Origin of the sequence: Nonomuraea aridisoli, assembly GCF_003236395.1 — a bacterium.
In the GTDB taxonomy this organism is placed as follows: domain Bacteria; phylum Actinomycetota; class Actinomycetes; order Streptosporangiales; family Streptosporangiaceae; genus Nonomuraea; species Nonomuraea aridisoli.
Genome location: NZ_POUD01000421.1, coordinates 1 through 5,354, shown reverse-complemented (window position 1 = coordinate 5,354; position 5,354 = coordinate 1). Strand labels below are relative to the sequence as shown.

The window sequence follows — 5,354 nt, the reverse complement described above, 5'->3', positions numbered from 1 at the left end:
GCCCCGCACCCCCCTGCGCAACGACTCGCTGAACACCGCGCCCGGCGCCGCGTTGAACACCAGCCCGATCCAGAGAGCCAGCACGAAGATCTCCGACATGGCGTCCACTCTGGCCTCGGTGCTCGCGCGGGGTCTTGTCAGATGTTGACGGCGGAACGGTAGCGGCCGGGCGTGACGGCGTAGGCGGCGGTGAAGTGCCGGTGGAAGTGGGCCTGGTCGGCGAACCCCAGGTCGTGCGCCACGTCCGCCACCCGCGCCTCCGCGCGCAGCCGCCGGCGGCCCTCGGCCAGCCGGGCCTGGAGGTGCCACGCGTACGGCGGGCAGCCGGTGGCCCTGGTGAAGGAGCGTACGAGGTGCTCGCGGGACATCCCGGCGGCGTCGGCGAGCTCGGCCAGCCGCGGCGGCCTGGACAGGTCGGCCCGCAGCCGCTCCAGCACGCCCGCGATCCTGGCGTCCCCGGGCGCGGGCCCGAGCGGCGCGCGCCGGGCGGGGGAGGCGACGTCGAGCAGCCGCAGCACCATCACCGTCAGCCGCTCCTCGACCACGGCGGCCTCGTCCAGGCCCCCGGCGAGCTCGCGGGCGGCCCGCAGCAGCTCGGCGCGCAGGCGGGCGTCGCGGACCACCGGCCGGTCGAAGACGGGCGGCGGGCCGCCGGTCAGCGCCCCGAGCACGGCGGGCGGCACGTACCAGCTGACGCAGGTGTACGCACGCTCCGCCGGAGTGCTCGTCGTGCAGGACTGCACCTGGCCGGGGTTGTAGACGGTCACCTCGTCCAGGTCGACGTCGAACGACGCGCGATCGAGCCGCACCCGCTCACGCCCGCAGAGGCCGGCGCTGATGACGTACTCGTCGTGGCTGTGACGGGGGAAGCCGCCGGACGCCGGGGTGACGACGGCGAGCTGGGTGCCGTTGACGTCCTGCACGCGCATGGCGACCACCCTAGGGCCTGCTACCTTGGAATGACCATTCCAGGAAAGGGGAGAAGCGTTGCCGGACGTCAAGCACTTCGACCCCGACGCCGTGCTGGAGCAGGTGGAGCACCTGTTCTGGCGGCGCGGCGCGGCCACCACGGGCATCGCCGAGGTCGTCGCCGCCACCGGGTTGAGCCGTTCCAGCCTGTACGCCACCTACGGCGGCAAGCAGGAGCTCTACGCCAAGGCCCTGCGCCGCTACGTCGAGCGGCGCTCCGAGCCGATGTTCCGCGCGCTGGCAGCCGACGGCCGCGGCCTGCCCGCCGTCGCCGCGTTCTTCGACGCCCTGATCGAGGCCAGGTGCACGGGCGAGTACGCCGGATGGGGCTGCATGGCCGCCAACGCCCACGCCGAGCCTGCCGGCCCGCAGGTGCGCGACCTGCTCGGCCGCCACCACGGCATGCTCCGCGCGGCCCTGCGCGCCGCCCTGGAGACGGCCGGCGACCAGCTCCGCCCCGGCCTCGACCTCGACGCGACCGCCGAGTCGCTCACCCTGCTCGCCTACGGCGTGAACGTCCGCTCGCGCGCCGGCGCCGACGCCGCCGCCCTGCGCCGCGGCGTCACGGCCGCCCTCGACGCCCTCCGTCCCACCGCACTCTGAGGAGACGACCATGGACACCAGACCGCACGCGGTGATCTTCGACGTGAACGAGACGCTCACCGACATGGAGCCGCTGCGCACCGCGTTCGAGCAGGCCGGCCTGCCCGGCGACCGGCTGGACACCTGGTTCGCCGCCGTGCTGCGCGACGGCATCGCGCTGACCGCGGCCGGCGGGTATGCCGGCTTCGCCCAGGTCGCGAAGGACGTCCTGCGCGGCATGGGCCTGCCGGACAAGGAGGTCGACCACGTCCTCGGCGCGTTCACGGAGCTGCGGGTGCACCCCGACATCCCCGACGGCATGCGCATGTTGCGCGCCGCCGGGATCCGCCTGTTCACCATGACGAACGGCGCCGCCGCCATGACCCAGGGCATCCTGCGCCGCGAGGGCCTGCTCGACCTGGTCGAGGCCACGCTCGACGTGAGCGGCCCGCGCGCGTGGAAGCCCGCGAGGGCGGCCTACGAGTACGCCGTCGCGCGGACCGGCGTGCGCCCGGAGCAGGCGGCCCTGGTCGCCGTGCACCCGTGGGACATCGACGGCGCCCAGCGCGCCGGCCTGATCGGGGCGTACCTGGACCGGCGCGGCACGGCGTACCCCGAGGTCATGAGCGCCCCGCGCGTCACGGCGCCCGACCTCAGAGAGCTCGCGCGCCGCTGGAGCTGACGCCGGCCAGGAACTCCAGCACCAGCGGGCTCGCCACCTCGCGGAACTCCTCGAAGTACGCGTGCCTGGCCCCCTCGATCATCCGCAGCGAGGCGCCGGGGATGCGCTCGGCCAGCAGCGGGGCGTTCGCCGCGGGGTTGAAGACGTCGTCGGAGCCGTGGACGATCAGCGTGGGCGCGGTGATGGCGGGCAGCGCGTCCCAGCTGTCGTGGCCCGCGCTCGCGGCCAGATGACGGCGGCGGGCGTAGGCGGGCATCCGCGGGTCGCCCACCGTGTGATACGGCCCCGGGTGCGCGGCCAGCCACGCCGGGGTGTACATGAGCTCCAGCAGCGCCCGCGTCGCCGCCGCCCGGTCGGGCTGGGCCAGCGACCGGCGCACCTCGTTGCTCCGCTCGAACCCGTGGGCGCCGCCCGGCGAGCTGCATCCGAGCACGAGCGCGCCGACCCGGTCTGCATGGTCGGCCGCCAGCCACTGGGCCACCCGCCCGCCCATCGACGTGCCGTACACGTGGGCCCGCCGCACCCCCAGCTGGTCCAGCACCGCCACCACGTCGCCGGCGAACCCCCGCGTCGTGTACGGCTCGTCCGGCTTGTCGCTGTCGCCCGTGCCGCGGTAGTCGAAGGTGATGGTCCGGTACGCGCCCGCGAAGTCCGCGCGCACCGGGTCCCACCAGTGGTGGTCGTTGGCCTGGCCCTGCAGCAGCACGAGCGGCGGCCCGTCGCCGCGGACCTGGTAGGACAGCTTCACTCCGCCTGAGGCGGTCGCGTACGGCACGTCTTCGATGGTGCCCGATCTCACGGAGTGTGTGAGACGGTGTCCGGTAGGCGGCCCCGGCTCCGACGTCCCCGGCGAAGACACACCCGAGGAAAGGTCGACACCGTGAAGTACATGATCCTCTCGTACGGCTCCCAGCACGACTACGACGCCCTGACCGGCAAGGACAGCGAAGGCCAGGCGGGCTGGGCGCCCGAGGACGTCGCGGCCATGCACGAGTTCATGGTGACGTTCAACCAGGAGCTGGAGGAGTCCGGCGAGCTGGTCGAGACGCGCGGACTGGCCGCTCCCGTGCACACCAGGAGGGTCGGCGCCCGCGACGGGAAGCCGTTCGTCACCGACGGGCCGTACGCCGAGACGCAGGAGGTCCTGGCCGGCTACTGGATCGTCGAGTGCGAGAGCTTCGACCGCGCCACCGAGATCGCCGCCCGGCTCGGCGAGTGCCCGCACCCGCCCGGCGTCTACGGCGACGCCTACGCCGACATCAGGCCCGTCGTCGAGTCCAGCCAGGACCTCGGGTTCTGAGCGCCGTGCCCCCGTCCGTGCCGGAGGACCTGCTGCGCGAGCTGGCGCCGCAGGCCCTCGGCGCGGTCGTGCGCCGCTACGGCCACTTCGCCCTCGCCGAGGACGCCGTCCAGGAGGCGCTGCTCGCCGCCGCCACGCAGTGGCCGGAGGAGGGCGTGCCGGACGACCCGCGCGCCTGGCTGATCACGGTGGCCGCGCGGCGGCTGACCGACCTGCTCCGCAGCGAGCAGGCGCGCCGCCGCCGTGAAGAGGTCGTCGCGAGCCGGCGGCCGGACGCGCCGGCGCCCGCGGCCGGCCGCACGCCCGCCGACTCCGACGACACGCTCATCCTGCTGTTCATGTGCTGCCACCCGTCGTTGTCGCCGGCCTCGCAGATCGCGCTCACGCTGCGCGCGGTCGGCGGCCTGACGACGGCGGAGATCGCCCGCGCGTTCCTGGTGCCCGAGGCCACCATGACGCGCCGCATCACCCGGGCCAAGCAGCGCGTCAAGGACAGCGGGGTGCCGTTCCGCCTGCCCCGCGGCGCCGAGCGCGAGCGGCGGCTGGGCGCCGTGCTGCACGTGCTCTACCTGATCTTCAACGAGGGGTACGCCAGCACGTCCGGCCCCAGCCTGCATCGCGCGGAGCTGACGGCCGAGGCGATCCGGCTGACGCGCATCGTGCACCGGCTGCTGCCCGGCGACCCCGAGGTGGCCGGCCTGCTGGCCCTCATGTTGCTGACCGACGCCCGCCGCCCGGCGCGCACGGGGCCGGACGGCGCGCTCGTCCCCATGGCCGAGCAGGACAGGAGCCGGTGGAACGCCGCCTTCGTCGCCGAGGGCGTCGAGCTCGTCACCGCCGCGCTGTCGCGGGGGCGGCCGGGCCCGTACCAGCTGCAGGCGGCCATCGCGGCGCTGCACGACGAGGCGCCGACCGCCGAGGAGACCGACTGGCCGCAGATCACGGCGCTGTACGAGCGGCTGATGGACATGTCGGACAACCCGGTGGTCGCGCTCAACCACGCCGTCGCCGTGGCCATGTCCCGCGGCCCGGCGGCCGGGCTCGCCCGGCTGGACCGCCTCCGGCACGACACCCGCCTCGCCGACGACCATCGCCTCCACGCGGTACGCGCCCACCTGCTGGAGAGGTCCGGCGACCCCGTGGCCGCCCGCGAGGCGTACGAGGAGGCGGCCCGCCGCGCCATGACCCTGCCCCAGCAGCGCTACCTGCGGGCCAGGGCGACGCGATTGACGGAGTGAGTACTCACTCCGTAAGTTGCCCGGCATGAGCGACTCCACGGGCCGACGTCGTGCGCCGGCGATGAGCCCCGAACAGCGCCGCGAGATGATCGTCCGCGCGGCCCTTCCCCTCGTGGTCGAGTACGGCACTTCCGTCACGACCGCCCAGATCGCCCGAGCGGCCGGCATCGGCGAGGGCACGATCTTCCGTGCCTTCGGCGACAAGGACGCGCTGCTCGCGGCCTGCATGGCCGAGTCGATGCGGCCGGACGACACGCTCGCCCACGTCGCCTCGATCTCGCTGGACCTGCCGCTGGCCGAGCGGCTGATCGAGGCGGCCGAGGCCCTGCGCGGCCACATGACCCGGGTCGGCGCGGTCGCGGGAGCCCTCGCCGCGTCCGGCCCCCTCCGCGACCGGACCCCCGGCACCGGGAGCCCCGCCAGGGACACGGAGCGAACCCCCGACGCCCGGAAGGCGGCCGTCAACGGTCGTGAGGCGTCGATGGCCGCCACCCGCGAGGTCCTCGCCGCCCTGTTCGAGCCCGAACGCGACGGCCTGCGGCTTCCCCCCGACCGCCTCGCCGAGGCCTTCCAGTTCCTCACC

Annotated in this window: 7 protein-coding genes; 5 read left to right on the top strand and 2 right to left on the bottom strand. The window is 74.7% G+C overall.

From position 1 onward, the window contains the following. Nucleotides 1–137 precede the first annotated feature (137 nt). Nucleotides 138–929, bottom strand: coding sequence for a helix-turn-helix domain-containing protein (locus C1J01_RS45870; RefSeq protein ID WP_181449329.1), 792 nt, complete (start codon nt 927–929; stop codon nt 138–140). Between the two features lie 58 nt (nt 930–987). On the opposite strand from C1J01_RS45870, the gene C1J01_RS45865 reads away from it, so the two are divergent. Further along, nucleotides 988–1,572, top strand: coding sequence for a TetR/AcrR family transcriptional regulator (locus C1J01_RS45865; protein ID WP_111185284.1), 585 nt, complete (start codon nt 988–990; stop codon nt 1,570–1,572). A 10-nt stretch (nt 1,573–1,582) separates the two neighbouring features. Continuing rightward, the gene (locus tag C1J01_RS45860; protein WP_111185283.1) at nt 1,583–2,233 is read left to right on the top strand and encodes a haloacid dehalogenase type II; all 651 of its coding nucleotides are present in this window, start codon (nt 1,583–1,585) and stop codon (nt 2,231–2,233) included. On the opposite strand, the gene C1J01_RS45855 is transcribed toward C1J01_RS45860, so the two are convergent. Continuing rightward, nucleotides 2,205–3,032 carry an alpha/beta fold hydrolase gene (locus tag C1J01_RS45855; protein WP_235855115.1) on the bottom strand — a complete coding sequence of 276 codons (828 nt, stop codon included), beginning with the start codon at nt 3,030–3,032 and terminating at the stop codon, nt 2,205–2,207. The two genes, C1J01_RS45860 and C1J01_RS45855, sit on opposite strands and share 29 nt — an antisense overlap. Before the next feature lie 90 nt (nt 3,033–3,122). On the opposite strand from C1J01_RS45855, the gene C1J01_RS45850 reads away from it, so the two are divergent. The 3 genes from C1J01_RS45850 to C1J01_RS45840 all read left to right on the top strand — a co-directional run. After that, nucleotides 3,123–3,533 (top strand): YciI family protein, encoded by a 411-nt coding sequence (locus C1J01_RS45850; RefSeq protein ID WP_235855116.1) that lies wholly within the window; start codon nt 3,123–3,125, stop codon nt 3,531–3,533. Between the two features lie 5 nt (nt 3,534–3,538). Continuing rightward, nucleotides 3,539–4,771 carry an RNA polymerase sigma factor gene (locus C1J01_RS45845; RefSeq protein WP_111185281.1) on the top strand — a complete coding sequence of 411 codons (1,233 nt, stop codon included), beginning with the start codon at nt 3,539–3,541 and terminating at the stop codon, nt 4,769–4,771. A gap of 25 nt (nt 4,772–4,796) precedes the next feature. Further along, on the top strand, nt 4,797–5,354 hold a 558-nt coding region (locus C1J01_RS45840; protein ID WP_235855114.1), incomplete at its 3' end, for a TetR/AcrR family transcriptional regulator.

What these genes read in the sequence shown, in the direction of transcription:
- C1J01_RS45870 (WP_181449329.1), bottom strand. Translation starts at nt 929, where the DNA reads ATGCGCGTGCAGGACGTCAACGGCACCCAGCTCGCCGTCGTCACCCCG.
- C1J01_RS45860 (WP_111185283.1), top strand. Translation starts at nt 1,583, where the DNA reads ATGGACACCAGACCGCACGCGGTGATCTTCGACGTGAACGAGACGCTC.
- C1J01_RS45850 (WP_235855116.1), top strand. Translation starts at nt 3,123, where the DNA reads ATGATCCTCTCGTACGGCTCCCAGCACGACTACGACGCCCTGACCGGC.